Origin of the sequence: Paenibacillus odorifer (assembly GCF_000758725.1) — a bacterium.
Classification (GTDB): Bacteria; Bacillota; Bacilli; order Paenibacillales; family Paenibacillaceae; genus Paenibacillus_AQ; species Paenibacillus_AQ odorifer.
Genome location: NZ_CP009428.1, coordinates 4,617,928 through 4,643,542, shown reverse-complemented (window position 1 = coordinate 4,643,542; position 25,615 = coordinate 4,617,928). Strand labels below are relative to the sequence as shown.

Below are 25,615 nucleotides of genomic sequence, written 5' to 3'. Positions count from 1 at the left end.
TGAAGGGGTTGTAGTGAAATGGCAGATCATTTAAACAGAATTCTGGTAGTGGATGATGAGGAACGTATTCGCCGCCTGCTAAAGATGTATCTTGAAAAAGAAGGTTATGAAATCGATGAAGCGGAAGACGGAGAAATCGCTCTTCGTAAAGCAACAGCAAATGACTACGGTCTAATATTGCTGGATGTTATGCTGCCTGGCATCGATGGGATGGAAGTGCTGACAAGACTCAGAGGAGTGAAGTCAACACCGGTGTTAATGCTTACAGCTAAAGGCGAAGAGATCAACCGTGTTCAGGGCTTTGAGATGGGCGCAGACGATTACGTTGTGAAGCCCTTCAGTCCACGTGAAGTCATTTACCGGGTGAAGGCTATTATGCGCCGTTCTTCGGCAACTGCTTTCTTGTCCAAGGAGAGCAATTCCAGCAATAACATTGTATTTACTCATCTTATTATTGAGCATGATGCTCACCGTGTGACTGCTGGTGGTGAAGAAGTGAGTTTGACACCTAAAGAATATGAACTTCTGCATTATTTGGCTATTTCGCCGGATAAAGTATTTTCTCGTGAAGAACTGCTTAAGGATGTCTGGAATTATGAATTTTTCGGAGATTTGCGTACTGTAGATACTCACGTAAAACGCCTTCGTGAAAAACTGAATAAAGTATCACCGGAATCCGCAGCGATGATTACGACCGTATGGGGCGTAGGCTACAAACTAGAGGTACCTAAATAAGTGAACTTCTGGAGAAGTCTTGTCGGCAAACTGTGGGTTACGATCATCTGCCTGGTCGCTGTCGTACTTATTACCTTGGGGTTATTTTTGCTTCCCTACATAGACAGTAACTTTGCCAATTCCGGAGATATCAAACGTTTATTTATGTATACTTGTATGATCGGATTTTCTTTGACTACATTTTTTGCGTTATTTTTGTTTACCAAAATCACTCAGCCGATGCAGCGTGTCATTGAAGCTGCGAATAACATTCGCCGGGGAGAATACGGAACAAGGCTTACGCTTGTCACAAGTGATGAAATTGGCCAGTTGGCGACTTCCTTTAACCATATGGCTGAGGAGCTTGAAGAGAATATTCGCAGTCTGCATCATGAGAAGGGGCATTTATCTAGCGTACTGCGCAGTATGAGCGATGCTGTGATCACCTTTGATATTGAAGGGCAGATTATTTTGACCAATCCGCACGGCCAAGCTCTGCTAGAGAGCTGGAGCGATTTGCAGTGGGAACATGCGAGTGATGCTGAGCTCCATCCCGAAACGTCTGAGAGCAGTGTTCCGCCTCCCCTGCGTCCTTTATTTTTAAGCACCCTGAAACAAGGTGGCGATGACCGCTCCAATGTACATGTGCGGCAGGGCGTCTGGTCTGTTCATATGGCACCATTATATTCTGAAGGCAGCATCCGGGGAGTAGTTGCTGTACTGCGGGATGTGACGGAAGAGGTGCGTCTGGAAAAGATGCGCAGAGACTTCGTTGCTAACGTCTCCCATGAAATACGCACTCCGTTGTCGATGATGCAAGGGTACAGTGAGGCTTTATTGGACGGGATGGCTTCATCCCCCGAAGAAAGCAGTGAGCTGATCCAGGTCATTCATGACGAATCACTGCGTATGGGGCGTCTGGTTAAGGATTTGCTTGATCTTGCCCGAATGGAAGCCGGACATACGGATATGATGAAAGCTCAGGTGGACATGAATGAACTGCTGGAACGAGTCTACCGTAAATTTTCTGTACGTGCCAAAGAGCGCGATATCCATCTTCACTTGCAGCAACAGAGCGATATTGCTGTTCTGAAGGCAGCGGATGAGGATAAACTGGAACAAGTCCTAACCAATTTACTCGATAATGCTTTCCGCCACACACAGGGTGGCAAAAAAATCACAGTTCATACAGGAACTTGTGTATTAGAAGGTCGTCGTTATCTTGAGATTAAAATTCAGGATGAAGGGGTGGGAATTCCACCAGAGGATCTGCCGTATATATTCGACCGCTTCTACAAAGCTGATAAGGCGCGTGTACGGGGAGAATCAGGTGGAACAGGACTTGGGCTTGCGATTGTTAAAAATATTGTAGAGTCGCATCACGGGACCATCTCCGCTTCAAGCAAACTAGGCGAAAGTACAACCTTTACGCTAAGACTTCCTGTCGAAAAACAGTAATTCCAAACACAATGTGTGATAGCGCCTCTGACAGCAGAGGTGCTTTTTGTTGAAACAAACACATTAATCTTGTTCATCGTGGAACATATCTTGTAGGTTTTGCTTGGGAGGGCATAGAATGATTTTATCTTTAGACCAAGGTACTACCAGCTCACGAGCCATATTGTTCGATACGGAGGCTAAATGGGTCTCACAAGGTCAATATGATGTTAAGCAATCCTTCCCCCATCCAGGCTGGGTAGAGCATGACCCTGAGCAAATCTGGGAGTCACAGCTCGCAGCGGCAAGAGACGCGATTGCGCGGGGTGGCATAGCGGTTGAGGAGATCTCTGCCATCGGAATAACCAATCAGAGAGAAACGGCTTTAATCTGGGATAAAACAACGGGCAAACCGATATACCCTGCGATCGTGTGGCAGGACAGGCGTACTGCAGAGCAATGTGAAGAACTTAAAAGTAAAGGGCTGGAGCAAGTTATTGCGAGCAAGACGGGCCTTGTTGTAGATGCTTATTTCTCAGCTACCAAAATCTCCTGGATACTGGATCACGTGGATGGTGCCCGAGAGCGGGCGAATCGAGGGGAGCTTCTGGCAGGTACGATCGACAGCTGGCTAATTTGGAGACTTACTTGCGGAGCTGTACATGCGACTGATGTTACCAATGCCTCACGTACGATGCTGTTCAATCTTCATGAACGGTGCTGGGATGAAGAGCTAATGCAAGAGCTTCGTATTCCGCGTACCATTCTGCCAGAAGTAAGAATGTCTGGCGGCGAATTTGGAATAGCAGACAAACAGTGGTTTGGGGCGGATATTCCAATTCGCTCTGTACTTGGAGATCAACAGGCTGCATTGTTTGGACATACTTGTCTAGAACCCGGCAGTGCCAAAAACACCTATGGTACAGGCTGCTTTATTCTAATGAACACAGGCACAGAAGCTGTAGCCTCCAGTCATGGCTTGTTGACCACTGTAGCTTGGGGTATGGGAGATGAACTCTATTATGCTCTCGAGGGCAGTGTGTTCGTGGCCGGAGCGGCCGTTCAGTGGCTGCAGGAGGGGCTTGGTCTTATAGAGGAGCCATCAGGCTCAGAAGATAAAGCACGGGAAGTAGAGGACAGTGAAGGGGTTATCGTTGTGCCTGCGTTTACCGGACTGGGGGCACCCTATTGGGATATGTATGCCCGTGGAGCCATATTTGGCCTTACTAGAGGCACTACCTCAGGACATCTGGTACGAGCTACATTGGAGTCCTTAGCCTTTCAATCTAGAGATGTAATAGGAGCTATGGAAAAAGACGCAGGCATGCCATTGACCGGCCTTCGTGTGGATGGCGGAGCTGTGCGTAACGATTTGCTGATGCAATTCCAGTCTGATATCCTGGGCAGTGAGGTTACTAGAACCACATATGCGGAGACAACAGCGCTAGGTGCAGCGCTTCTGGCCGGATTAACGTCCGGAGTCTGGACACGTGCCCAGCTAGAGAGCTTCAACAAGGCTGAGTGGGTCTTCTCGCCTGAGATGGGTATAACTGAGCGGGAAGGTCGTTACAACGCCTGGAAGGACGCTGTAGCGCGTACCATGGGTTGGGAGAAGCATGAAGGATATCAGTGATAAAGGGGCTGTATATGTCTATGATTAACGGAACCGAATCTGATCTGCCGGGCGGACTATCTAAGCCGGCGCTTCGAGCCCTGCATGGGGCTGGATATGTTCAGCTTCAACAATTCAGCAAGCTTACGGAGGCAGAGCTTCTGCAGCTACATGGATTGGGGCCAAAGGCGATCGTTCTACTGCGGAGTGCTCTTGCGGAAAAGGGGCTCACCTTTGCAAGTAAGTCCTGATGTTGCGTTCATATTTATAACAAAAAGCGACAAGCTTAGGTGAATCCCTAGCTTGCCGCTTTTTGTTATATAGCTCCTAATATTCAATAACAAATGCTACATTTTGCCAACCGGCGCCCACTGTCCAGAACAGGACTTTATCACCACGTTCGATCTTTCCAGTAGTTACAGCTTTATGTAGAGCAATAAATGGGCTGCTGGTAGAGGTATATCCGAATTCATCCCCTATGTATACCGCTACATTGCGATCAATACCGACTTTCTCACACATCTCTAAGATATTAGGCAATGAAAACTGTGAGAAGCAGGCTGCTTTAATGGCTTCAGGCGCGATATTGTTGTTAGATAGTAGAGTACGAATAGACTCAGAAGCAGCATCTATGCAAATGGAATCATCAAAAGGAATAAACTTCACATTAAACTCTCCAGCCGCTACACCTTGTTTACCCAGTTTAGCCAGGCCTGCGCACGGGAACTTGGATTTATCGCAAACACAAGGATCCGTTTGGTAGATAGAGTCAATGAAACCGACTACATCCTCAGCTTGTTCAAGAATGACTGCCGCCGCTGCATCACCGAAGTTAGCGTAGTAGACTGGATCATTCTTATCGGCATGAGGGGTAACATAATCGGAGCCGATTACCAACGCTCGTTTAATCCTAGGATTCGCTTGCATCTGACGGCTAACCTGTTCCACTGAAGCCGTCATACCCGCACAATTAGCATTGCTGTCAATGCAGATCGTATGGGATGCGCCTTTGATCAAACGGTGAATCATTAATGAGTTGGTAGGAAAGATATACTCAGGAGTTTGACTTGCATAGGCAATAAGGTCGATATCGGCACCTGTGAGACCACTTTTCTCCAGAACATTCCGGGCAGCCTCAAAAGCCATCGTAAGGGAATTCTCCTCCGCATCCTTAATACTATACCGTGCATTACGACCTAATGCGGATAATAGACCTCTAATATCAATGCCTCTTTCGTCAAAATGCTTAATGAAAAAGTCGTTACCAACTATATTGCTGGGATGATAGATATCAATGCCTTTAATACGAATTCCGGTCATAATACGCCTCCAGGAAAGCAGTAAAATGTGGCCTACATATTAAGATTAAAAGATCTAGACTGTAACCGCAGAAATGATCTCGATGTTATCGAGTCCAGCTTTACGGCCAAGACGGGAAAGCTGCATTTTGAGGATCGGGTTATTTTCTAGCGTTAGATTTACTTTTACAAAACCATCATTCTTAAACATTACAAAGCAGCTTTCTAAAAGTGGTACCACATCTGGTGCAGTTACATTTAGCTTTCTGCAGTCGATTTTTAGTTCATAGTCAGCTGGAGTAATTGGATTGATAGTTTGTTGATAAGCTTGAATAGATTTTAGACCATCTTCTTCAGAAAATGTTCCATCCAACTCAATGTTAATAACCTTATTTGCAGTGTCTGTCTTCAAAACGAAACTTCCCATGCCTAAATCTCTCCCATAGATTGAATTTGTCCAAAACAGTTCGACTGCAATATCCAGCCCTTTATATATCCACTTAGCTGTTTTATAAAAGTCAAAATTCGACACTATACAGCAAGTATTGGGATATTCCGACTCTATTATAGGCATATTTTTCAAGTGCATGCAATAATAAAGTCGAATTTTGTATATTGTTGTCGAACTGTTGGGTTATTGGATTTCTTCTATGGTTGCAAGCAGGATATTAAAAGCTGTGATGATTCTAGGTGCCCCTATAACGGGTACTAAGTGTAATAGAATGCCTTTAAGCTGTTCTACGGTGACTCCAACACGAAGGGCCATAACATAATGAACACCCAGCTGTTCGAATTGACCCATTGAAATTAAAGATGAAATGACTGCGATTTCCTTCCAGTCAGGGGCTATAGTATTACGTTGAAAAATATCGCCATAGGCATTCCCCATAATAAATTCAGCCAAGTCAGGGAAGTGGTCTTTAATTGGAGCTAGTGCTTTTGCGCCATAGTCTCCTGATAGATTCGTGAAGTGGTTGAGACCACTGTTGATATTTTCCTTCATGGTTAGCCTCCTAGTTTAGGTTCAAAGTACGGTGTGCAGTCGGAGGGACTTCATCACGGTCTGTTAGTAGTTCAATAACGGCAACATGGTTTAGAGCTACCGCATCTTTAATTGCAGCTGTGAATTCATCCGCAGTCTCACATTTGTAGCCTTTAGCACCTAGAGATTCAGCGAATTTCACGGCGTCCATTGGTACTTCATATAGAGTTCCATCGATACGACCTGTGGTTTTCTCCATACCCTTAAGAGCCATATCTAGTTGCTTATTATTGACCACGATAAAGATGACAGGGATATCTTTGCAGACAGCGGTGTTAATCTCAGTGCCGAGCATCATGAAACAACCATCACCTGTAATGCAGAGGACAGTTTCTTCAGGAGCTGCAACTTTTGCACCAATAGCCATGCCGATCGAATTACCCATGCAAGCAAAATAAGCATCAAAAACAAAGCTGCCCGGTTTCTTAACCTTGTACCATTTTGCAGCGTGGAATCCATGGCTTCCATCATCAACGAAAATTGAATTATTATAAGGGATCAAATCACTTAAAGTGCTCATTACTGAAGCCAGTGAAAGATTCTTGAGGGTTGGAAGCTCTTCTGAATAATCAGCATCGGCCAAAGCCTCGCGTTTGGTGATTGTGCTTGGGTCAATATGATTTAGGCAGTGCACCAAATTATCGCGCAGGTCCCCAGTGACCGGTATCGTTTTGGACAATAGGATTTTTCCGACAAAGCTTGGATCAATATCAAATTGAATTAAAGTTGCTGGATGATTCTCCCGTTTAAGATTACAGATGGTCATATCACTTAAACGTGATCCAAGCACTATAAACAGATCGCTTTTATTCAATAAATCATCCCCGTGGGTCGAACCGCCAACGCCAATAGGACCATGATAGAGCGGGTGATCCCAGACTATAGCCCCTTTTCCACCAGGAGATGTTACTACAGGAATATTAAAAGTTTCTGCGAGTTGAACAAGCTCTTTATGTGCTCCGGAGCGGTTAATTCCTTTACCCGCAATAATCAAAGGATTCTTAGCAGCTTGAATAGCATCGATGACTCTATCGATATTAGCTTGACTAATTAGAGACTCTCTTTCTGGGATTACAATATTGCATTCTTCCAATACTTCAGTTTGTACATCAAAAGGAATACAAAGATGAACAGGACCCCGTTTGGCCAGGGCCACAGAAATCGCATGATTAAAAATAGTACCAAAGTGATCCCCACGTTCAACCAATTTACTGAACAAGGTGGCAGGTCTGAACATATCAGCTAAATCAGCCAGAAAAGAGGTGGAGTCCTGACATTGAGGAATTCCAAGCTCTGTAATGGATTGGTGGCCAGTAATAAACAGGACAGGTAGGTTGTTAGCTTTCGCATGAGCTGCTGCTGTGAGCAGGTTAGTTCCACCAGGACCAGAAGTACCAAATGCTACGCCTAGGTTACCCGTTTTCAGCGCATACCCTGCTGCTTCGAATCCGGAGCTTGCTTCATGTCTGCCGGGAATAAATTCAATACCGTAATCGACCATCTTTAGAACTATTGGACAAATCGATTTGCCAATGATCCCAAAAGAATGGGTGACTCCTAGGTTACGTAGTGCTTCCGCCATGTAATCTGCGACTGTCTTCAAAAGAAACACCTCACAAGTTTTTTGATATATATTAGTTATTAATCTACCGAATAGATACGATAGATCAATATACTCAAAAAGTAAAAACCTGTGCTCTATAGTAAGCACAGGTTGGTGGCATAAGGCGCCGCTAAGACTGAACAATAGTTCAGCCGTCCTGGTTCCTCTGCAACCTGGCAATCATGGCCTCAAACGAAAAAATGAGGCTGTAGATCCATGGTTTTGCGTCATCCTCTTTCGAGGATTTTGCCAATATTAATTTATAGTTGATAAGAATAATTTTCCTTTACAATATATTCCTCATTAATTTTTGTCAACATAATCCGCTAAAAAAACTCGAAATTTGACGAAAGTCTTGTCCAAGAGATGAAGTTTTGCCTCGCGAAAAAAACTGCCACCTAAGACTCAGCTTAGGTGGCAGTTGATAGTTTTGAACTAGAATTTAAAGATATGAATGGTTTTTTGCAGATTAAATACGGCCTGGGTCATTTTTTCCGTTTCTTCTGCAACAGACTGCAGGGCATTAATCTGTTCATTCATAGCCGCCGATACCTCTTCAGTGCCTGCAGCGGTTTCTTCGGTGATTGCTGAGATATTCTCAATTGCACTGGAAATTTTCAAGGCACTTTCTAGCATAAGATCACTCTCCGCAGAGAATGAAGAGATTTGCTCGGTAATGTACTGCACGCTTTGTACAATTTGTGCGAAAATATGGGCAGATTGAGTGATCATTTCATTCTGAACCTGCACAACCTCTTCATTGATGGCGATATTATCGATGGCTTGTTTAATATCTGACTCAATGCTGCGGACCAAACCGAATACTTCTTTTGTGGAAGCCGTAGATTCCTCAGCAAGCTTGCGAACCTCTTGAGCGACAACGGCAAAACCCCGACCATGCTCTCCGGCACGAGCAGCTTCGATGGAGGCATTGAGTGACAGCAGGTTGGTCTGCTCAGCGATCTCTGTGATGGTCTTGGTGATCATCGTAATCCCGCGGGCATTTTGTGAGAGAGCTTCAATAGTATCAGCCACTTTTTGTGTAGCCTCTATGTTTTTACGCATGCCTTCAGCCTGTGTATCTACGGATTGGCGCCCTTGCTCAACAAGTTCTAAGGTATGTATTGAACGTCTGTTCATTTCTTTGGTGGAGTTCGTATAATTGGATACTTTGGTCTCAATGTCTTTAATGGATTCTGTCATATCAGCGATATCCGTAGATATTTCATTTGCACCAAGAGCGAGCTCGGTAGAAGAAGAGGCTACTTGTGCCATAACAATTTTCAGGTTCTGGTTCTTATCTTCGATTCCGCGGCTTGCATCCATTACTTGACGGGTGATCTGCGATGCATCGGTCAGAATCTTCTTGAGCTTATCAATCATTGTGTTAAAGGAGCGGCTTACGTCACCCATTGAACCATTTTCGTCCGCTCTGCTAGTGAAATCCCCCTTCGAAATACTGTGAGATACATTAGCAATATCATCAAAAGATGATGTAAGCGTTCTCTCCACGAAGCGAGCAACAGGTAAAGTCAGACCTGCAAGAACAACTACTAGTATAATTCCTACGAGAAATTGACCTAGAATCATTAACGTAACTAAGACAGGAATAGCAAACAGTGCGGCAACGAGGTAACATCCGGCAACAATTCTTTGTTTTAACGGAAGTTTGTGCATCCAGCTCATTGGTAAAATGTCCCCCTTATTAAATTTTATGTAATGGTGTTATTATAGGGGATTTATAGGTCATTGGTCTATAGAGAAGTGTCATAAATCTTCTTTAAGTAGTAGATATTTAGAATTCATGTCAAAATTCCTCATATATTGTGGAAATTGTTTTAATAGCAGACTTTACCATCCCTACTAGTTCGGTAGGAGCTAAAACAATAACTGAAGGAGAAAAAGAGAGTACGATACGACAGGCAGATTCTATAGTATTAAACTCGGCCTCTACGTTCATCCACCCAGTATTAGCAGAGGGTTCTACTAAAGTTATAGTTACATATCTTTCACGTTGTAATTCTTTAAGAATAGACTCATTCACCTTTAATTTCACTACATATTTTGGCAGAGCTGCTTTAAAAGCTAAAGTCGACTGTTCCCAGTAGCTTTTTAAATCAAAAGTCTCAGGTCTGACAAATGATTCATTAGTTGCTTCAGCTTGTATTAATCTTGACACGCGAAAAGTCCGCATTTCATCCTCGGTTCGTGCCACTACATACCAAACTCCACGTTTTGCGACTAACCCAAGAGGTTCAATAAAACGTTCCTTCGTCTCGTCATTCCGTGGGTAAGTGATCTTTACTTTACGATCTTCCCAAACAGCTTCCTGCAGGATAGATAGGAACGGATAGGTCTCGTCGGAAGGGTGCCAGCTGGCACCATCAATATGGATGCGCTGGCTTAGGTAACTGGCTGGATTATTCGTCCTAGATGGCGAAGCAGCCTCCAGCTTGAGTACGGCAGAAGAAAAGTCGTTTTGTATACCCAGATCTTTTAAAATCGAGGAGTCTGCGGACAGCAGCAGAGTAGCAATCTCTGAGGGCTTCATACCCGTTAACGAGGTTCGGTATCCTTCCGTGAGCATCCAGCCCCCTTCGCGTCCCCGTTCGGCAAGAATCGGTATTCCTGCTGTACATAAGGCTTCCATATCTCTAAACACAGTTCGTTCAGACACTTCTAAGGTCTGGGCTAGCTCACGGGACGTCATCTTTCCACGATTTTGCAGCAAAAGTAAGATGGATAACAAACGATCGGCTCTCATTAAGGGAACATGCCTCCTCCTAATAAATGTTAGTCAGTTCTTAATTAATTATTATATTATATATGTCAGTTGATGTCATATTAAAGAATTATACTTATATAAGGTAAGGATTAAATATAGAACATTTAGAGAAAAACAAATGTAGAAAGGATTGAGAACATGACTTTAAAAGGAAAAGTAGCATTGGTCACCGGAGGCAGCAGAGGTGCTGGTAGAGGAATTGCATTGGAGCTGGCAAGGAAAGGTGCATTCGTTTATATTACGGGCAGAACGACAGAGGCCTCTGGCACAGGGCAAAGCAAGCGGAGCATTGATAACGTGCTTAGGGAAATAAAAGCGGAGGGAGGGTCCGGCAGCGCCATACGATGTGATCATACAAAAGATCAGGAGACAGAGACGGTCATTCGCCAGATTGCTTCAGAGCAAGGGCGGCTTGATATTTTAGTCAACAATGTATGGGGCGGCAACGATTTACTTATTGAGCAGAAGTCTTTCTGGGAGCTTCCAACAGCGCATTGGGACAATATGTTTAATGCGGGTGTGAGGGCACAGTTGGTAACAAATTATTACGCCATACCTTTAATGCGCGAGGCAAAAGCTGGCGGTCTAATCATCCACACAACCTTTTGGGATCATTACAAATATCTCGGAAACTTCTATTATGATCTTTCTAAAAATACACTTGTGCGCATGGCCTACGGGTTATCGATTGAGCTTAAAGAGGACAACATTGCAGTTATTCCTCTTACTCCGGGCTGGATGAGGACAGAGGCGGTGTTGGAGAGCATGAACACGGATGAGGAGCATTGGCATGAGGTTGAAGAATTGCAGATGACTGAATCCACAACCTATATCGGTAGGGCAGCCGCTGCTCTCGCAACCGATCCTGAGGTTATGTCTATGACCGGTCAACCGCAGCAGGTTGCTAAGCTCGCTGAAAAGTATGGATTTACCGACATCGATGGGCGGACTGTTCCCGCATTCTTAGTCTAAACAGCAAACTTGATCTGTTTGATCCCATTTCTGTGTACGAAGCAGTAAAGGACAGAGCTGATCTTAAATGCAGCATTTTCGTATATTTAGGACGCTATCGGTCCCCATAGATGCTATTGATAGGCAAAACACCTGATTTAGCTCTCTTTTTGAGGAATAGCGGCACTGGAGTCCGAAACACTGCTTCAAAGGTGAAGTTATTGCTTATAAGGCCATCTGGGTCCGTAAGTCTCCAGGGGAACTCGATTCGGTGTTGTAAATGAAGCCGAAATAGGTCGACGATCAACAACAAAAGCAGCGAAACTCCTATAAGGGGAGAGTCGCTGCTCTGTTGTTTGATTTCTATCTTATTGCTTACAGAAGAATGATTTCTTCGGCAGTGTTGATTTCTGGCAGGCCAGCAAGCTTCACAAGCACATGAGTAGGTACAGCTTTATCAACGGTCAGCAGCATGATTGCTTCGCCACCAACGATTTTACGTCCCACTTGCATGGAGGCGATATTGACATCATTTTCACCCAGCAATGTGCCCACAAGTCCGATAATCCCTGGTTTGTCGTTATGGGATACGACGATTTGATGTCCTTCAGGAGCGATATCAACTGGGAACTTGTTCACTTGAACAATTCTTTCTCCATAACCTTGCAGCAATGTTCCGGCTACGAGACGTTCTTGGTCGTGATCTGTTTTAAGGGTCACGGTAATCAGATTAGTGAACCCTTTAGTTTTGGAAGCTTTAGTTATTACTACATTAACGTCGCGTGTTTTTGCCAAGTGCATGGAGTTAACGATGTTAACATCCTCAGCGAAGTGGCGGGAGAGCACGCCTTTCACAATATAACGAGTAAGTGGTTGGGTATCGACATCTGACAGATCACCCGCATACTCAACATGGATTTCACGAATAGCACTATCTGTAATTTGGGTAACAAAGCTGCCCAGCTTCTCACCAAGTGTGAAGTAAGGCTGGAGTTTGTTCATTACGCTTGGAGCAACTGGAGGAATATTTACAGCATTGATGAACGGTTCATTACGCAGAATATGCAGTACTTGTTCCGATACATCGATCGCTACATTCTCCTGAGCTTCAATTGTAGAAGCGCCCAAGTGAGGAGTCACGATAATTTTTGGATGCGACAAGAATGGGTGATCTGCTTGTGGCGGCTCTTTTTCGAATACGTCAAATGCAGCGCCAGCAACAATACCGCTATCAATAGCTTCTACTAACGCCATTTCATCAATTACACCACCACGGGCACAGTTGATGATGCGCATTCCCTTTTTCATCACTTCAAATTGCGGGCGGGAAATCATATGGCGTGTTTCCGGAGTAAGTGGAGTGTGCACAGTAATGAAGTCTGCTCCGCGGACTACATCGTCAACGGAAGCTAATTTTACTTCCAGTTTCTCAGCACGCTCAGCAGTTAAGAAAGGATCAAAAGCAAGGATTTCCATGCCGAAAGCTTTGGCACGTTTAGCCACTTCGCTACCGATTCTGCCCATTCCCAGTACACCTAAAGTTTTGCCGCGAAGCTCTACACCCACGAAGGTTTTTCTATCCCAGGTTCCACCAATTGTTTTTGCATAAGCTTGTGGAATGTGACGGGCCAGTGCCATCATCATTGCAAAAGCATGCTCACAAGTTGTAATGGTATTTCCATCAGGAGCGTTGATAACAACAACCCCACGTTGAGTAGCAGCTTCCAGCTTGATATTATCTACACCCACACCTGCACGACCAATGACCTTTAAGTTTTTTCCAGCTTCGATAATTTTTTCAGTTACTGTAGTTTGACTGCGGACGAGTAGACCATCATATTCACCGATGATTGCAACGAGCTCATCTTCACTGAGACCTGTTTTTTTGTCTACAACTACATCTGTTGCGTCCATCAATTGCTGAATGCCCAAATCACTGATTGGATCCGATACTAATACTTTAAACATGGTTTCTTATCCCCCTTAAAGTTGAAAAGCTTTATATGTCGAGGACGCCCTGATGGGCAGTCCACAATACCAGAAGGTTCACGAACTAGTAGAGAAAAACATGTAATAATAGTAGATCAACGCGGTGTCGCACAAAAGAAACAGCGTGCAAGAGTACCGCGAAATCGGTAACTTTGGGCATAAGGTAGTATTTATGGGGGATTAGGGAATTAAAAAAACTCCCAACCCCATACTACTGCCGTAGTAAGGGACGAGAGTTATCTTCGTGGTACCACCCTAATTCACTGCAACTTGGAAGAAGCAGCCTCATTGGCCTGCATAGGCCACACTGTTAACGGAGTTGATCCGATTGTACCTACTTTAAGGTTCGATACAATATCTCAGGAGCGCTAAAGATAGCTGTTCGTCACCGGTTTGCACCAACCACCGGCTCTCTGAAGACTTCCAGGATCTTTGTTCCATCATCGGTTTTGAATGATTAATTTTTTCATAATGTAACACGGTATGCAAGTTGTGTCAATAGGCTTTACAAGTAGCGTTTCTTGAAGTGAACTTCATTTTTCGTTATGATTCAATAACTGGTTCTATTCAAAAAAGAACGGAAGCTGAGGGAGTGTCTCCCTGTTATAATACTGTTCCCGCCATTTTATAAAATCCTGTTCCTGCACAGCACCTGTAGAAATCAACAAGGTTACTGAGGACTGGATATCCGAAAGATTTAATGAGTTTGCAGTGCCTGAGTAAATCATATCGTCTATTTTAGCAGTGATGTCCTGAGGATCATAACCTGCAAAAATTCCGCGATTCAACATCATGTCAGCGATAGAAGCATTCTTCAAAAGAAGGGGCATTTTTTTCCACTGAATGAAAGACATCGTTTTTAGTTCGCCAGGTGCAGAAGGTATTTTCTGGTTTGTCTTAGAGCCCCATTTTAGCATAGAATCATAGAAGTTCTTTTGTGCTAACAGACCGTACTTCACGGCGCCAGTTGTAAATTCATCATTTTTCAATAACTTTGCGGTCTCTGCACCAGATGCACTAGTAGAGACTTTGCCGGAGGCCTTAGAAAATAAAGTTAAGCTTTTGAGTACATTGACCTGTGACTGATGTAATAGAGGAGAGTTAGTGAAAATAGAATCTTGATTAACTCTCTTATATTGCTGGTCTGCTAGAATACTTAGATTCTTCATTACTGCCGCATTCATACGAGCATCTGTGCTGCGCGCTAACTTATCTACTTGAATGTTCCAATTCCGCTTGAATTCCCGATAGGGCAAAAATACGTTATGATAGAAAGTAACCAGATCCTGCTGTTGATAAGAGCCCGTGAATTCTACTAAACCATTCATACTTGATTGATTGTCATATTTGGCTTCAGTTTTGTCTGCGCCAACCTTGACGCCAGTAAAAAATGCGGCGAAGGCGCAAACTAGGAAAAACAAAAAAACTAGCGTGTATAACATTTGATTGCGGGACTTACGTTTGCTCATAATAAATGCTCCTTTTTCTGGGGGGATTATCCTATGTATTATGTATTGATAGCAACACTATGGACGGTTTCTCTCTCGGAGCTGCCCGAAAAAAATAAAGAACAGGCAGGTCACGATGAAAAAATTCAAATTTGGCGAGATTAAGGTTAAAAAGGTAGAACCAGGCCAGTTGACAGACCGTCTTCTGCTGCTCAATCTCTATATCACTCAGGGGCTCACATTAATTATCGGTTTGATATGGATATTATTTCAGAAAAGAAATCCTTTTCAGCTATTAATTATTCCAGAAAAAGTACATTTTGTGGCATGGGGCCTCGGACTTGCTGCTGCAATGCTAATTGTTGACTATTTATTGACACATATTGTCCCTGAGGAAAGCATGGATGATGGTGGAATAAACGACCTTTTATTTCGAAATCGCCCTGTGTGGCATATTATCGTCATAGCAGCAATTGTATCGGTATGTGAGGAGCTCTTATTCCGCGGTGCCATCCAATATTCCATTGGCCCTTATTGGACGAGTATAGTATTTGCTCTTATTCATGTCCGTTATTTACGTCACTTTGTACCTACCGGCTGGGTGTTCTTAAGCAGTTATGGTCTTGGATATATTTACATTCAATCGGGCAGCCTCTGGGCCCCTATACTATGTCACTTCTTCATCGACCTGATCTCAGGTCTGGTGATCCGCTATAGGAGGGAATCATGAGTGAGGAATTAAGCCGGGTAAAGTCTCGACAAAAACAACACAAAAGTGAAAGCAAACATCCTGGCAAAAGTAAAAAAGAGAAGCGGACTTCGGAGGCTGTAAAAAAGGCTACTCCTGAAAAGAAGTCTACTCCTATAAAGAAAAATGCTACCGCTCGGGTCTCTACGGCAACTTTATCAAGAAAAGCTCGCCGCCCAGCAGGTTCTGCAAAGCGCTCTTCCACAGGAAGTAAAGAGAAGGACGAAGAATCTGTTCCTTCTCGTTCAGATACTTATTCTTCAGAAAAAGTTCGTCTAAGCAAGATGTTTGTGAACTCTTTGATTTTTATCTTTGTTATTTTGCTAATAGGGCTGCTTTGGTGGGGAATTGAAGGAGCGCCTCCGCTGAGTACATTATGGTGAGTACATGGGCATGGGGAGTGGTCTTGGCCATTCTATTGATAGCTGCGGCTGTTGTTATAATCATGGTGATCAACGCGTTTAGAAACAGAATTATTACCGAGGAAATAATGCTAGATTCGCTACCTGAAGAGTTCGATGGATTTCGTATCTTGTTTATAACAGATATCCATCGCCGCCGCCTTCCGTCCGCGCTTCTGATGCCATTAAAGGGTGGAGTAGATGTTGTCTTTCTGGGAGGAGATCTAACGGAAAAAGATAGCCCTTTAAATCGTCTTGTCGATAATATGACTCTAGTTACTTCTATTGCATCTACCTATGTAGTGCATGGAAATCATGATTATCGGGCTAATATTACAAGGGTGGATGAGATTATTCAGGACAGTGGTGCAAAACTGTTAATGGATGAAAATGTGGCTTTTGAACGTGAGGGAGCTAAACTTTGGTTAACCGGAATTGATTTTCCGAAAAATGGGGGCAAAACTCCATACCGTCCTTTTCCGCAATTAACCACAAACACTTCTGCTGAAGATACCTGTCGTATAATTCTTGTACATGATCCGCTTTGGTTATCCAAGCGCCAAAGTGTGCCAGCGGACCTGATTCTGGCAGGTCATACGCATGGGGGCCAGGTGATCCTTCCGTTTGTGGGTCAAAGACATGTTGAGCATTTCTATCATAAATATGACGCTGGAAAGTTTAGTTGGCCAAGAGGTGACGGTTCCGCAAAAAATGCGCTGCTGCTGATCAGCAGAGGGTTTGGAACAGCACATCTGCCAATTCGCTGGGGCAGTCCTGCTGAAATGCATGTGCTGACACTGCGTAAATCAACCCAATAGTGCTTACTCTTTCCAGTAAGAAAAATAGGTAGCGTAAAAAAAGGGGGGTCCAAAGCCATGCAAATGGCTTTTGGAACCCCCTTCTATTTTTCGTTTGATTTGAAACATTTGCACTGACGAAGCAATTATCGGACATGTACGGATAATGAGATCAACGCATTTTTAGCTCAATGCTGCGCGGATCAACAAAGCTATATCCTTTGCCCTCAAGTGTAGTGAGCAGGGTATCCAGACCTTCAACGGTCCATGGTAGCTCATGCATCAGGATATTACTGCCAGAATGCAGCTGATCGGTAACATTGCTGATCAATTTTTCTGTCTTACCCGTTTCTTTTTCTTTCATTTCCCAGTCAAGAGAGCCTACAGACCAGGTCATGTATAACATTCCATTCTCGGCAGCGACCTTCTTGCCAACATCCCCGCCAGCACCATGTGGCGGACGGAAAAAGTGAGGAGCTTCTCCCAGCGTTTCTTTGACAATATTTTGAACATCTTCGATTTGCTTTTTAACCTCAGTATAGGACTTGTCTTTCAATACAATATGATCCCAGCTGTGGTTGCCGATAATTCCACCGCGGTTATGTATTAACTCCAGAAGCTCAGGATGCTCCTTAACACGATAACCATTCACGAAAAAGATGGCTTTAGCTTGATGTTTGTCCAGAACATCCATCAAAGGGTTAATCATTGCCGCATCTTTAGGACCGTCGTCAAAGGTGAGCAAAACCACTTTTTTATTTGTAGCTTCCTCATTAGGGACGATATCGTAATTTTTGTTCATATGGTACAGCAGTGGAATTTCAGCGGATGCTTCGCCCTTACTGGCAGTACTATTTCCTGTAGTACCTCCATCTGCTGTTGCTTCAGGTGATGGCGCCGTAGTTTCTGCGCTTTGTGTAGCTGCCGCCGTGGGCGGATTGTTTGAGGCATTTGTTTCCTTAGCTGTATTTCCATTTGCACCGCTGTTGCCACAGGCAGTAAGCAACAAGGTAGCCAATAGGAGCACTGATGTCATTTTACCCACTTTTTTCAACTCGCTTTCTTGTTATTAGGTTGTATGAGCCGGAATCTTTCCGCGAACACTAAACATGATTTTACCATACAAGGAGGCTGGAAATATGAATACTTCGTCATTTTTATGCGGGGTGCTGATGGGCGCCGCAGCCAGTATGATTATGTCCAAAAAGCGGAATTCTTTAATGTCTTCGCTAGGGCAATCGGGTGGTTCCATGAGTGGAGCTGCAGATAAAGCAAAAGAAAAAATAATCGGTATGGCCACGACTGGTTTTGGTAACACTGCTGTTTCAAGCAGTAATGCTCAAAGTAACGGTTCAAGTAGCGGAACCACTGAGCATAAGACTGAATCACCAGTGAAGTCGAAGGAATCCAATCTTAAATTGTTAAAGGAATTCATTCGCAGCAATCCTGAAGTGAAGAGCGAAGTAGAGCAGATTCTTAAAGAAACGCATACAACCATACCGGGATTGTAACCGTAAAGGACTCCATCAGAATCATTTTGGGGATGAAATATTCCGCAGAATGATTCTTTTTTATTATTCAGGGCTCTGAAAATGGTTTATTCAATAGAGAGGATTTTATATATTTATTTACGTGCATTTATCTCGGCAAAATGATAACATACTTACATAGTAACCATTTTTGGCTCATTACTCGGGACTCATCATACATTATAATAAATGAGCTTGCAAAAGGAGGATCCTGTCATGAGAATAGAGCGATTAAGTCAAGATAAGATACGGATTTTCCTCACTTTTGACGACCTGAGCGAGCGGGGCATCCAGAAGGAAGACATGTGGCAGGAAGTTCCTAAGGTTCATGACCTGTTTACGGAGATGATGGATCAAGCATATAGTGAACTAGGTTTTGATGCCACGGGTCCGCTTGCCGTAGAAGTTTTCGCATTGCCCGCGCAAGGTATGGTCGTTATAGTGACCCGAGGAAAATATGATCACCATCAGTACGGTGCGTCCGGGGAAGAAGAATTGCCAGAAGAGATTTATGAAATGGAAGTTACTCTTGAACAAAGCGACTCCATTGTATATGCATTCCGCGATTTCGAGGTTCTGGTTGAAGCGGCCCATGTGCTCATCGGTAATATTACTTCCCAGGGGAAACTGTATTCTTATAACAATAAATGGTATCTGTATTTCGATCCAAAGGAATTTGAAGAAACGGCGTTGTCAGGTCTTGTTGGCGTACTAGCTGAGTTTGGAGATTCCTCACCGGTCACAGAAGCTGTTCTCGATGAATATGGGAAAACAGTGATGCCGGAGAATGCGGTCCAGTTATTGTGCACTCATTTTAAGCGTCAGGAGTAATTAGGCAAGATCTAGGGGCTGATGACCATTGTTTAGGCCGATCAGCCCTAGTCTTGTTGTTGGTGATATGTCGGTCATTCTTGTATCAAAGTTATCATCTACCTTGCTGTGTAACGGCAGTAATAGGGTTTAGGGGTGTAGGGAGGTTATTCGGTGCTCGTGTTATCGGTTATTTCGTCGGCAGTGGCGCCGGGACTTGCTCTGTTGACCTTTTTTTATCTGAAAGACAAGTATGATCAAGAACCGCTTCATGTAGTCATTAAAGTATTCTTGCTCGGCCTTCTGATTGTGTTTCCTGTCATGATCATTCAGAGAGGGCTGATGCTGGGACTAAATGGCGGTCCGTATGTGGAGTCGTTTCTCATATCCGCTGGCGTGGAAGAATGTCTAAAGTGGTTTGTGCTTTACCATATGATTTACAATCATACCGAATTTGACGAGCCATATGATGGGATACTATACGCTGTGGCGATTTCGCTCGGCTTCGCAACAATAGAAAATGTAATGTACGCTTGGTATAGCAACGCTTCAATCGGATCAATGTTTCTGAGAGCACTTCTTCCGGTTTCTGGACACGCTATGTTTGGTGTGATCATGGGCTACCATATGGGGAGGGCGAAGTTCTCAAAAGGTGTTAAGACCCGGAGAATTCTGGTTTTTTCGCTACTGTTGCCATGGATGTGGCATGGGATATATGACTTTATTTTGAGTACGACAGCTAACTATTGGATATGGTTTATTGTGCCTCTGATGGCTATCCTATGGTATGGAGGTATGGGAAAGGTAGCTAGGGCCAACAGCCGTTCTCCTTTCCGCTTTCTGAAACGTGAAGAAGAGGTTAACCTATAATCGAGATGGACACACTTATATTCGAAGGGCAGTTCCTAGTAAGGAATTCCAGAGAGGAGAGAGGTGTCTTTTTTTGCGTATAAAAGTACGTATCGTTTGCAAACAGTGCGGTGAGACCTACATATTAAGAGGGATTAAAGAGCATGGTATCATTCAAACCGGCTTTAAACAATGCCTTTGCAGTAATAGCAGTGGCTTTGAGATTGAAGAAAGAGCATGAGCGGACGTTATAGTCACATGGTGTAGCAACTTCAGTGCATAAGACTCCTAGTTTATTGTCAAACTAACGCCAATAAGCTATCGAAAGGAGTCTTGTAGCCCTATGTACAAAAGATTAAGTGCTGTAATGTTCCCGCTGACCGCGCTGCTGCTGATTGGTGCGCTTGTGTGGGGTTATCAGGAGAACCAGGAGAAGAATTCAATACTAATTAAGGCGGAAAACCAATATCAACGCGCCTTTCACGATTTGTCCTATCATGTGGACCGTCTTCATGGTGAGCTTGGAAATACGCTTGCGGTTAATTCTGCTTCTAACGGAATGCACCGCAAAGGACTCGTCAATGTGTGGCGGATGACCAGTGAGGCCCAAAATGAGATTAATCAGCTGCCGCTGACCTTGCTGCCATTTAGCAAAACAGAGGAGTTTCTGTCCAAAATCTCCAACTTTTCTTATAAAGCCGGGATTCGTGACTTCACTAAAAAACCTCTGACAGATGGAGAATTGAGTAATCTAAAAGCATTGTATAAGAACTCGGGAGAAATCTCTAAGGATTTGCAAGAGGTACAGAATAAAGTCATTGGCAACCGGCTGCGCTGGATGGATGTTGAAACGGCATTGGCAACAGAAAATAAAGCGGAGGACAACACGATTATTGACGGTTTCAAAACGGTGGATAAACGTGTTGGCGCATACCCTGAGCTAGACTGGGGCCCTTCAGTAGCAAGCATTTACGATAAACGTTCCGTCAAAATGCTCGGAGGTAACCCCGTGACTGCCGAAGACATCAAACGTAAGGCATTGAAGTTCGCGGATGCGGGCTCCAACGCTAAAGTCGATGTTAAAGAAAATGGGAAGAACACCGAATGGCCATCCTATACGGCAACAGTTAGTGGTTCGAATGAAAAGCACACCATCAGTATGGATTTCACAAAAAATGGCGGATTGCTGATCTCTTATTATGATAACCGTGAGATTGGACCTGCCAAGGTATCTATTAAAGAAGCAGTTACCAAAGCCGAGAAGTTTCTTGAGAAAAAAGGATATCCCCATATGACTGCAGTCAGCGCTGATCGTTATGATAATATCGGGAATTTGACCTTTGTGACCAAACAGAATGATGTATTGATTTATCCTGAAAAAATGACTATTCGTATGGGGCTGGATACAGGTGATACCATCGGTTTTGAGGCCAGCGAATATGTTAAAGAGCATAAGGACAACCGTCAGCTTCCAAAACCAAAGCTTACTCTTGCTGAGGCGAGAAAATTTCTGAATTCTGATTTCAAGGAGCAATACAATCGCTTGTCCTGGATTAAAAATGATGATTCCGTCGAGGTCTTGACTTACGAGTTCGGTGGAGGGGTCAATGGCTCAAAGTATCGTATTTATATTAACGCTGAGGATGGAATTGAAGAGTCTGTGGAAGAAATCAGACCTTCTTCGGGGTCTGAGGCAAAATAAAAGGGAGGGCGCATCCAGCAGTTGGGTGCGTCCCTTTTTTTTGCAATATCTATAAAATATATCTGACTGGCTGATATTCCCATGCTATAATCAGGCTTAGTGATAATTACTAAACTGATGTGGCGGTGACATCTTTGTATCCTAAAATTAACGAATATCTATACATACAGGTTGCTTCCAGTGACGCTGCTGAAGCAGAAGTTGAATATAGATCAAGAATTGCAGAGACGGAAGAAGACGCATTTCTGATTGAAATTCCTATGCAGGAGAGCAATGGTCGTCTAAAAAGGCTCTTTATGGGGGACGAGCTTTCGGTCTATTTTTTAACTGAGGGTGGCATTAAAAATTACTTTAATACTTATGTGCTGGGCTTTAAAGAAGATGTAATTCGTATGGTCAGGATTCAAAAGCCGGAGACAGATTCGATATTTAAGATCCAGAGAAGAAGCTTTTTTCGAGTGAATGCTGATCTAGAGCTTGCTGTGAAGGATAGCCTTGGCAAACGGTTCCTGGTTCGTACAGATGATATTGGTGGCGGAGGAATCTCCTTTTTGGTGGATAACCAGGTTAAGCTGGAGGTTGGTAATAAATTGTCCTGCTGGGTACTGGTTCCTTATCGAAACGGAAGCACGGAGCATGTCAATTTTGAAGGTGAAGTAGTGCGCATTAAAAAGCTTGAGAATGGACGTCTTTTAGCCATGTTGAAATTTGTCGCTATTTCAGATTTGGAACGCCAGAAAATTATCCGTTATTGCTTCGAACGTCAGTTTGATTTCCGCAACAGATAAGCATTTTTAACAGCTCTATTAAGCTGTCTGATTTTGCACTGAAGTATAAACTGTGGTATAATTTTATAAGTCGCAGGCAATGCCTGCTTTTTTCTTGATAATATCATCAAGCATAACAATTTATGTGTGCTCCTTGATATTGCAGGAATAGTTTTCGTAACGCTAGATGTTTTTTTATGAAAGAGTGTTTGAGGAGGAATGCCCCGTTGGATAGGCAGGGTACACATACTTATGACAGAATAAACGTCGCCATCGACGGACCTGCCGGGGCAGGCAAGAGCACTGTAGCCCGATTGGTAGCCCAGAAGTTGTCTTATATCTATGTTGATACTGGTGCAATGTACCGGGCAATCACCTGGTATATGATCCAAGAAGACATTGAACCGGAAGATCAGCAGCGAGTGAACGAGAAGGTTCGCGACATGGTGATTGAACTTATTCCGGAACGAGACATTCAGAAGGTGCTGATTAATGGGGAAGACGTGACCCCACATATTCGGAGCCTTCAGGTTAGCGGCCTTGTGTCGCAGTATGCGAAGATCGAGGATGTAAGATCCAGACTGAGTCAATTGCAGCGTCAGATGGCGCTTCGCAAAGGCGTGGTAATGGATGGCCGCGATATCGGTACAACCGTGCTGCCGGATGCCGAGGTAAAGATTTTTATGACGGCAAGTGTGGAAGAACGAGCTCTCCGTCGTTATAAGGAACTGAGAGACGCGGAATCGGTGACGCTTCAGCAGCTTGAACACGATATTGCAAAGCGGGACCGTCTGGATGAAGGACGGGAGATTTCACCGCTGCGCCGTGCAGAGGATGCTATTCTTCTGGATACGACCTTAATGAATATCGATCAAGTTGTGGAGGCCATTGTATCCCACTGTAGATCTCATGTTGACGGGGAGAGAAATCATTTATGATTTATGCAATTTGTGTTGGATTGCTTCGCTTGATTTACGCAATCCTTTTCCCGCTTAAGATTGTGGGGAAAGAAAATGTGCCAAAGGAGGGCGGGGTACTGCTCTGCGCTAACCACATTAGTCTGCTTGATCCAATGACTATTGGAATTAAGCTGGACCGTCAGGTAAAGTATATGGCTAAGGCTGAACTGTTTGAGGTTCCGGTGCTTGGCTGGCTCATTAATAAATTGGGTGCTTTTCCGGTGAAACGTGGCGGCGTAAGCAAAGAATCCATAAAAACGGCCCTTAACACACTTCGTAATGGTAATGTCATGGGTATCTTCCCGGAGGGTACGCGTAACTCTGATGCCGGAGTGGCCAAGAAGGGTGCTGCTAGCTTTGCACTTCGAAGTGGCGCAGCAGTTATTCCAGCGGCTATTATCGGCCAGTATAAACCCTTTCGACGCATGGTCGTTGTCTACGGTGCTCCTGTAGACCTTAGTCAATTTGCCGGTGCGGGGAGCGAATCTCTCGAGGCTGTTACCGATGTCATTATGGATCGCATCCGTGAGATGAAAGAGACAGGTAAACCAAGTGCTAGTTAAGGGATGAGCAGAGCAATAAATTTTGCTCAATGTTTTGATTAAATAACGGCATAGCCGCTATTTTTTGGAACATACTATCATCAAGTGTAAGTGGCAATATCAAGCATTGCTTGTTTTGAACTCTGCTATACGCAGGTTTAAATAAATGGGGTTTTGAATCGAGGAGGCTAATCACATGTCTGAAGAAATTAAAAATCAGGAAGCTGCGGAAAAGAATGAATCCGTAGAAGCGGTGGATTCCGCTGTGACAGAAAATAACGGAGCTGTAGAAGAAGTTGCTGCCGTTAACGAAGAAGAAGTGACTAACCAAGCTGACTTGGAAATCATTTCTCTGAAAAAAGGCGATACCGTGAAAGGAACAATCGTCAAAATCGAAGATAACCAAGCTTATGTAAGCATTGGATATAAATACGACGGTGTGATTCCAATTCGCGAATTGTCCGCAGTACAACTGGACAACGCTTCTGCAGCAGTAGAAGTTGGACAGGAAGTAGAATGTAAAGTTGTCAGCATCAACGACAACAAGGAAAGCCTTGTACTTTCCAAACGTGCTGTTGATAGTGAAAAATCATGGGAAGATCTTGAGAAATACTTCGCTTCCCAAGAAGCTTTCGAAGTTACTGTGGCTGACGTTGTTAAAGGCGGCCTCGTAGCTGATGTTGGAGCTCGTGGATTTATCCCAGCTTCCATGGTAGAGCGTCACTTCGTTGAAGATTTCAGCGATTACAAAGGCCGTACATTGCGCGTTAAAGTGAAAGAACTTGACCGTGAGAACAGCAAAGTAATCTTGTCTGCTAAAGAAGTTCTTGAAGAAGAATTCGAAGCTAACAAGCTGAAAATTATGGCTGAGCTATCTGAAGGCCAAATCATCGAAGGTACAGTACAACGTCTGACTCAATTCGGCGCATTTGTTGATGTGGGCGGAGTTGACGGTCTTGTACACGTATCTGAAATCGCTTGGAGTCACGTAGAGAAACCTTCTGATGTAGTATCTGAAGGTGATAAAGTACGTGTTAAAGTATTGAAGGTTGATCCTGAAAAAGGAAAAATCAGCCTGAGCATCAAAGCTGCTGCTCCAGGTCCTTGGGACTCTGCTGCTGGCGAAATCAACATCGGTGATGTTGTAACAGGCGTTGTAAAACGTCTTGTGAACTTCGGAGCGTTCGTAGAATTGCTTCCGGGTGTGGAAGGTCTTGTGCACATCTCACAAATCTCCCACAAACACATCGCTACTCCACACGAAGTATTGAAAGAAGGACAAGAAGTTCAAGTGAAAGTTCTGGACTTCAATCCATCCGAGAAACGTGTTAGCCTGAGCATCAAAGAAACTGAAGAAGCTCCAGCTCCATCTGCTAGACCTGAACGCAGCAATAGCAGAGACAGAGCTCCTAAAGAAGTTCTGAACAACCCTAACGTTTCCCTTAGCAACGAAGGCCTTAGCTTTACGCTTGCTGAACGTTTTGGTGATAAGCTGGACAAATTTAAGGGTAATAACTAATCCCTAAACGAGCTTTTGAATATACGGGTAAAGTAATCGGCGAGCCCTCGATACGGGGGTTCGCCGATTGTCTTTTTTTCGGAACCGGCAGGATTGATGAGAGTTAACATGAT

Annotated in this window: 25 protein-coding genes, 1 riboswitch and 1 other annotated feature; of the genes, 16 read left to right on the top strand and 9 right to left on the bottom strand. The window is 43.9% G+C overall.

The window, feature by feature from the left end:
- Positions 1–18 precede the first annotated feature (18 nt).
- The 4 genes from PODO_RS20305 (at position 19) to PODO_RS20290 (ending at position 4,014) form a co-directional block, all read left to right on the top strand.
- Positions 19–735, top strand: coding sequence for a response regulator transcription factor (locus tag PODO_RS20305; protein WP_036676174.1), 717 nt, complete (start codon positions 19–21; stop codon positions 733–735).
- The gene (locus PODO_RS20300; RefSeq protein WP_036676176.1) at positions 736–2,172 is read left to right on the top strand and encodes an ATP-binding protein; all 1,437 of its coding nucleotides are present in this window, start codon (positions 736–738) and stop codon (positions 2,170–2,172) included.
- A 118-nt stretch (positions 2,173–2,290) separates the two neighbouring features.
- Complete coding sequence (glpK, locus tag PODO_RS20295) at positions 2,291–3,784, top strand: glycerol kinase GlpK (protein WP_036676178.1); 1,494 nt, start codon at positions 2,291–2,293, stop codon at positions 3,782–3,784.
- Positions 3,785–3,798: 14 nt separating this feature from the next.
- Entirely contained in the window at positions 3,799–4,014 is a 216-nt protein-coding gene (locus tag PODO_RS20290) for a helix-hairpin-helix domain-containing protein (RefSeq protein ID WP_036676180.1), read from the top strand.
- Between the two features lie 76 nt (positions 4,015–4,090).
- Here the strand turns inward: PODO_RS20290 and PODO_RS20285 are convergent, their stop codons facing one another.
- The 6 genes from PODO_RS20285 to PODO_RS20260 form a co-directional block, all read right to left on the bottom strand.
- Positions 4,091–5,083, bottom strand: coding sequence for a ketoacyl-ACP synthase III (locus tag PODO_RS20285; protein ID WP_036676183.1), 993 nt, complete (start codon positions 5,081–5,083; stop codon positions 4,091–4,093).
- Between the two features lie 54 nt (positions 5,084–5,137).
- Positions 5,138–5,593, bottom strand: coding sequence for a hypothetical protein (locus tag PODO_RS20280; RefSeq protein WP_244886361.1), 456 nt, complete (start codon positions 5,591–5,593; stop codon positions 5,138–5,140).
- 102 nt (positions 5,594–5,695) lie between these two features.
- Positions 5,696–6,064: a carboxymuconolactone decarboxylase family protein gene (locus PODO_RS20275; protein WP_036676184.1), complete on the bottom strand. Its 369-nt coding sequence runs from the start codon at positions 6,062–6,064 to the stop codon at positions 5,696–5,698.
- Positions 6,065–6,074: 10 nt separating this feature from the next.
- Complete coding sequence (locus PODO_RS20270; protein WP_155288160.1) at positions 6,075–7,715, bottom strand: thiamine pyrophosphate-binding protein; 1,641 nt, start codon at positions 7,713–7,715, stop codon at positions 6,075–6,077.
- A gap of 155 nt (positions 7,716–7,870) precedes the next feature.
- A riboswitch (cyclic di-GMP riboswitch) is annotated at positions 7,871–7,967 on the bottom strand.
- A gap of 174 nt (positions 7,968–8,141) precedes the next feature.
- Entirely contained in the window at positions 8,142–9,392 is a 1,251-nt protein-coding gene (locus tag PODO_RS31745) for a methyl-accepting chemotaxis protein (protein ID WP_036676188.1), read from the bottom strand.
- 121 nt (positions 9,393–9,513) lie between these two features.
- Positions 9,514–10,470 (bottom strand): helix-turn-helix transcriptional regulator, encoded by a 957-nt coding sequence (locus tag PODO_RS20260; RefSeq protein ID WP_038572440.1) that lies wholly within the window; start codon positions 10,468–10,470, stop codon positions 9,514–9,516.
- A 159-nt stretch (positions 10,471–10,629) separates the two neighbouring features.
- On the opposite strand from PODO_RS20260, the gene PODO_RS20255 reads away from it, so the two are divergent.
- A complete protein-coding gene (locus PODO_RS20255) occupies positions 10,630–11,463 on the top strand; it encodes an SDR family NAD(P)-dependent oxidoreductase (RefSeq protein ID WP_036676191.1) in 834 nt (277 codons plus the stop codon).
- A 354-nt stretch (positions 11,464–11,817) separates the two neighbouring features.
- On the opposite strand, the gene serA is transcribed toward PODO_RS20255, so the two are convergent.
- Complete coding sequence (gene serA / locus PODO_RS20250) at positions 11,818–13,410, bottom strand: phosphoglycerate dehydrogenase (RefSeq protein WP_036676193.1); 1,593 nt, start codon at positions 13,408–13,410, stop codon at positions 11,818–11,820.
- A gap of 243 nt (positions 13,411–13,653) precedes the next feature.
- Positions 13,654–13,884, bottom strand: a binding site (T-box leader).
- Between the two features lie 110 nt (positions 13,885–13,994).
- Positions 13,995–14,900: a hypothetical protein gene (locus PODO_RS20245; protein WP_036676195.1), complete on the bottom strand. Its 906-nt coding sequence runs from the start codon at positions 14,898–14,900 to the stop codon at positions 13,995–13,997.
- 115 nt (positions 14,901–15,015) lie between these two features.
- Between PODO_RS20245 and PODO_RS20240 the strand changes: the two genes are divergently transcribed.
- From PODO_RS20240 to PODO_RS20230, 3 genes are read left to right on the top strand one after another with little or no spacing between them, the layout of a single operon-like run.
- Positions 15,016–15,609 (top strand): CPBP family intramembrane glutamic endopeptidase, encoded by a 594-nt coding sequence (locus tag PODO_RS20240; protein WP_036676197.1) that lies wholly within the window; start codon positions 15,016–15,018, stop codon positions 15,607–15,609.
- Positions 15,606–16,010, top strand: coding sequence for a hypothetical protein (locus tag PODO_RS20235; protein WP_038572439.1), 405 nt, complete (start codon positions 15,606–15,608; stop codon positions 16,008–16,010). The genes PODO_RS20240 and PODO_RS20235 overlap by 4 nt, the downstream gene beginning before the upstream one ends.
- Positions 16,004–16,846 carry a metallophosphoesterase gene (locus tag PODO_RS20230; RefSeq protein WP_052097190.1) on the top strand — a complete coding sequence of 281 codons (843 nt, stop codon included), beginning with the start codon at positions 16,004–16,006 and terminating at the stop codon, positions 16,844–16,846. The genes PODO_RS20235 and PODO_RS20230 overlap by 7 nt, the downstream gene beginning before the upstream one ends.
- A 151-nt stretch (positions 16,847–16,997) precedes the next feature.
- Here the strand turns inward: PODO_RS20230 and PODO_RS20225 are convergent, their stop codons facing one another.
- Positions 16,998–17,861 (bottom strand): polysaccharide deacetylase family protein, encoded by an 864-nt coding sequence (locus PODO_RS20225; protein WP_425311656.1) that lies wholly within the window; start codon positions 17,859–17,861, stop codon positions 16,998–17,000.
- A 103-nt stretch (positions 17,862–17,964) separates the two neighbouring features.
- Between PODO_RS20225 and PODO_RS20220 the strand changes: the two genes are divergently transcribed.
- The 8 genes from PODO_RS20220 to rpsA all read left to right on the top strand — a co-directional run bounded on the left by PODO_RS20220 (position 17,965) and on the right by rpsA (position 25,502).
- A complete protein-coding gene (locus PODO_RS20220; RefSeq protein ID WP_036676200.1) occupies positions 17,965–18,336 on the top strand; it encodes a hypothetical protein in 372 nt (123 codons plus the stop codon).
- Between the two features lie 234 nt (positions 18,337–18,570).
- Complete coding sequence (locus PODO_RS20215) at positions 18,571–19,185, top strand: genetic competence negative regulator (RefSeq protein WP_036676203.1); 615 nt, start codon at positions 18,571–18,573, stop codon at positions 19,183–19,185.
- Between the two features lie 153 nt (positions 19,186–19,338).
- Entirely contained in the window at positions 19,339–20,034 is a 696-nt protein-coding gene (gene prsW, locus PODO_RS20210) for a glutamic-type intramembrane protease PrsW (protein WP_038572438.1), read from the top strand.
- A 322-nt stretch (positions 20,035–20,356) separates the two neighbouring features.
- Positions 20,357–21,715, top strand: a complete 1,359-nt coding sequence (ypeB, locus tag PODO_RS20205) for a germination protein YpeB (protein ID WP_036676206.1) — start codon at positions 20,357–20,359, stop codon at positions 21,713–21,715.
- 134 nt (positions 21,716–21,849) lie between these two features.
- A complete protein-coding gene (locus tag PODO_RS20200) occupies positions 21,850–22,503 on the top strand; it encodes a flagellar brake protein (protein ID WP_036676209.1) in 654 nt (217 codons plus the stop codon).
- A gap of 206 nt (positions 22,504–22,709) precedes the next feature.
- A complete protein-coding gene (cmk, locus tag PODO_RS20195; protein ID WP_036676210.1) occupies positions 22,710–23,420 on the top strand; it encodes a (d)CMP kinase in 711 nt (236 codons plus the stop codon).
- The gene (locus PODO_RS20190; RefSeq protein WP_036676211.1) at positions 23,417–24,004 is read left to right on the top strand and encodes a lysophospholipid acyltransferase family protein; all 588 of its coding nucleotides are present in this window, start codon (positions 23,417–23,419) and stop codon (positions 24,002–24,004) included. Before cmk ends, PODO_RS20190 begins: the two co-directional genes overlap by 4 nt.
- A gap of 175 nt (positions 24,005–24,179) precedes the next feature.
- Positions 24,180–25,502 carry a 30S ribosomal protein S1 gene (gene rpsA / locus PODO_RS20185; protein ID WP_174890046.1) on the top strand — a complete coding sequence of 441 codons (1,323 nt, stop codon included), beginning with the start codon at positions 24,180–24,182 and terminating at the stop codon, positions 25,500–25,502.
- Positions 25,503–25,615 lie beyond the last annotated feature (113 nt).

Excerpts from the sequence above, each read along its gene's own strand:
- PODO_RS20305 (WP_036676174.1), top strand. The coding sequence starts at position 19 with ATGGCAGATCATTTAAACAGAATTCTGGTAGTGGATGATGAGGAACGT.
- glpK (WP_036676178.1), top strand. The coding sequence starts at position 2,291 with ATGATTTTATCTTTAGACCAAGGTACTACCAGCTCACGAGCCATATTG.
- PODO_RS20290 (WP_036676180.1), top strand. The coding sequence starts at position 3,799 with ATGTCTATGATTAACGGAACCGAATCTGATCTGCCGGGCGGACTATCT.
- PODO_RS20285 (WP_036676183.1), bottom strand. The coding sequence starts at position 5,083 with ATGACCGGAATTCGTATTAAAGGCATTGATATCTATCATCCCAGCAAT.
- PODO_RS20275 (WP_036676184.1), bottom strand. The coding sequence starts at position 6,064 with ATGAAGGAAAATATCAACAGTGGTCTCAACCACTTCACGAATCTATCA.
- PODO_RS31745 (WP_036676188.1), bottom strand. The coding sequence starts at position 9,392 with ATGAGCTGGATGCACAAACTTCCGTTAAAACAAAGAATTGTTGCCGGA.
- PODO_RS20260 (WP_038572440.1), bottom strand. The coding sequence starts at position 10,470 with ATGAGAGCCGATCGTTTGTTATCCATCTTACTTTTGCTGCAAAATCGT.
- PODO_RS20255 (WP_036676191.1), top strand. The coding sequence starts at position 10,630 with ATGACTTTAAAAGGAAAAGTAGCATTGGTCACCGGAGGCAGCAGAGGT.
- serA (WP_036676193.1), bottom strand. The coding sequence starts at position 13,410 with ATGTTTAAAGTATTAGTATCGGATCCAATCAGTGATTTGGGCATTCAG.
- PODO_RS20245 (WP_036676195.1), bottom strand. The coding sequence starts at position 14,900 with ATGAGCAAACGTAAGTCCCGCAATCAAATGTTATACACGCTAGTTTTT.
- PODO_RS20240 (WP_036676197.1), top strand. The coding sequence starts at position 15,016 with ATGAAAAAATTCAAATTTGGCGAGATTAAGGTTAAAAAGGTAGAACCA.
- PODO_RS20235 (WP_038572439.1), top strand. The coding sequence starts at position 15,606 with ATGAGTGAGGAATTAAGCCGGGTAAAGTCTCGACAAAAACAACACAAA.
- PODO_RS20230 (WP_052097190.1), top strand. The coding sequence starts at position 16,004 with ATGGTGAGTACATGGGCATGGGGAGTGGTCTTGGCCATTCTATTGATA.
- PODO_RS20225 (WP_425311656.1), bottom strand. The coding sequence starts at position 17,861 with ATGACATCAGTGCTCCTATTGGCTACCTTGTTGCTTACTGCCTGTGGC.
- PODO_RS20220 (WP_036676200.1), top strand. The coding sequence starts at position 17,965 with ATGAATACTTCGTCATTTTTATGCGGGGTGCTGATGGGCGCCGCAGCC.
- PODO_RS20215 (WP_036676203.1), top strand. The coding sequence starts at position 18,571 with ATGAGAATAGAGCGATTAAGTCAAGATAAGATACGGATTTTCCTCACT.
- ypeB (WP_036676206.1), top strand. The coding sequence starts at position 20,357 with ATGTACAAAAGATTAAGTGCTGTAATGTTCCCGCTGACCGCGCTGCTG.
- PODO_RS20190 (WP_036676211.1), top strand. The coding sequence starts at position 23,417 with ATGATTTATGCAATTTGTGTTGGATTGCTTCGCTTGATTTACGCAATC.
- rpsA (WP_174890046.1), top strand. The coding sequence starts at position 24,180 with ATGTCTGAAGAAATTAAAAATCAGGAAGCTGCGGAAAAGAATGAATCC.